This window comes from Polaromonas sp. P1_E3 (genome assembly GCF_056405935.1).
Window position 1 is genome coordinate 1 of sequence record NZ_JBFUBD010000668.1, and the last position, 1,034, is coordinate 1,034.

Consider the following 1,034-nt stretch of genomic DNA (forward strand, 5'->3'; position numbering starts at 1 on the left):
GTTACCTGCAGGCCGACAAGATCATTGCCGCCTGCAAGCAGACCGGTGCGCAGGCGGTGCACCCCGGTTACGGCTTCCTGAGTGAGAACGCGGGCTTCGCCAAGCGGGTGGAGGAAGAGGGCATCATCTTCATCGGCCCCAAGCATTATTCAATTGCCGCGATGGGCGACAAGATCGAGTCGAAAAAACTGGCGGGTGCCGCAGGCGTCAACTGCATCCCCGGTGTCAACGATGCCATTGAAACTGCCGAGAAAGCCGTGGAGATTGCTAAGGGCATTGGCTACCCCGTGATGATCAAGGCCTCGGCAGGCGGTGGTGGCAAGGGCTTGCGTGTGGCCTTTAACGATAAAGAGGCCTTTGAAGGTTTTACTTCTTGCCGCAATGAGGCGCGCAACAGCTTTGGCGACGACCGCGTTTTCATCGAGAAGTTTGTCGAAGAACCCCGTCATATTGAAATCCAGCTGCTGGGCGACAGCCACGGCAATGTGGTCTACCTCAATGAGCGCGAATGCTCCATCCAGCGGCGCCACCAGAAAGTGATCGAAGAGGCGCCGTCGCCCTTTATCAGTGACGCCACACGCAAGGCCATGGGGGAGCAGGCTGTGGCGCTGGCCAAGGCCGTGAAATACCAGAGCGCGGGCACGGTGGAGTTTGTGGTCGGCAAGGACCAAAGCTTTTATTTCCTTGAAATGAATACCCGCCTGCAGGTGGAGCACCCGGTGACGGAATGCATCACCGGGCTGGACCTGGTGGAGCTGATGATTCGTGTGGCGGCCGGCGAGAAACTGCCGATTGCGCAGAAAGACGTGCAACGCAATGGCTGGGCGATTGAATGTCGCATCAATGCCGAAGACCCCTTCCGTAGCTTTTTGCCTTCTACCGGGCGGCTGGTGCGCTTTCAGCCGCCCAAGGAGACGATGTTCGCGGCAGACACCTCGCAGCTGTACGGTGTGCGTGTTGACACCGGCGTACAGGACGGCGGCGAGATCCCGATGTTTTATGACTCAATGATCGCCAAGCTCATCGTGCATGGC

At 58.6% G+C, this 1,034-nt stretch carries 1 protein-coding gene; it reads left to right on the forward strand.

The genetic code is table 11. From position 1 onward, the window contains the following. Nucleotides 1-1,034 (forward strand): acetyl-CoA carboxylase biotin carboxylase subunit (locus AC1D0Z_RS22655; RefSeq protein WP_477660386.1); only part of this gene is annotated, 1,034 nt, incomplete at both ends.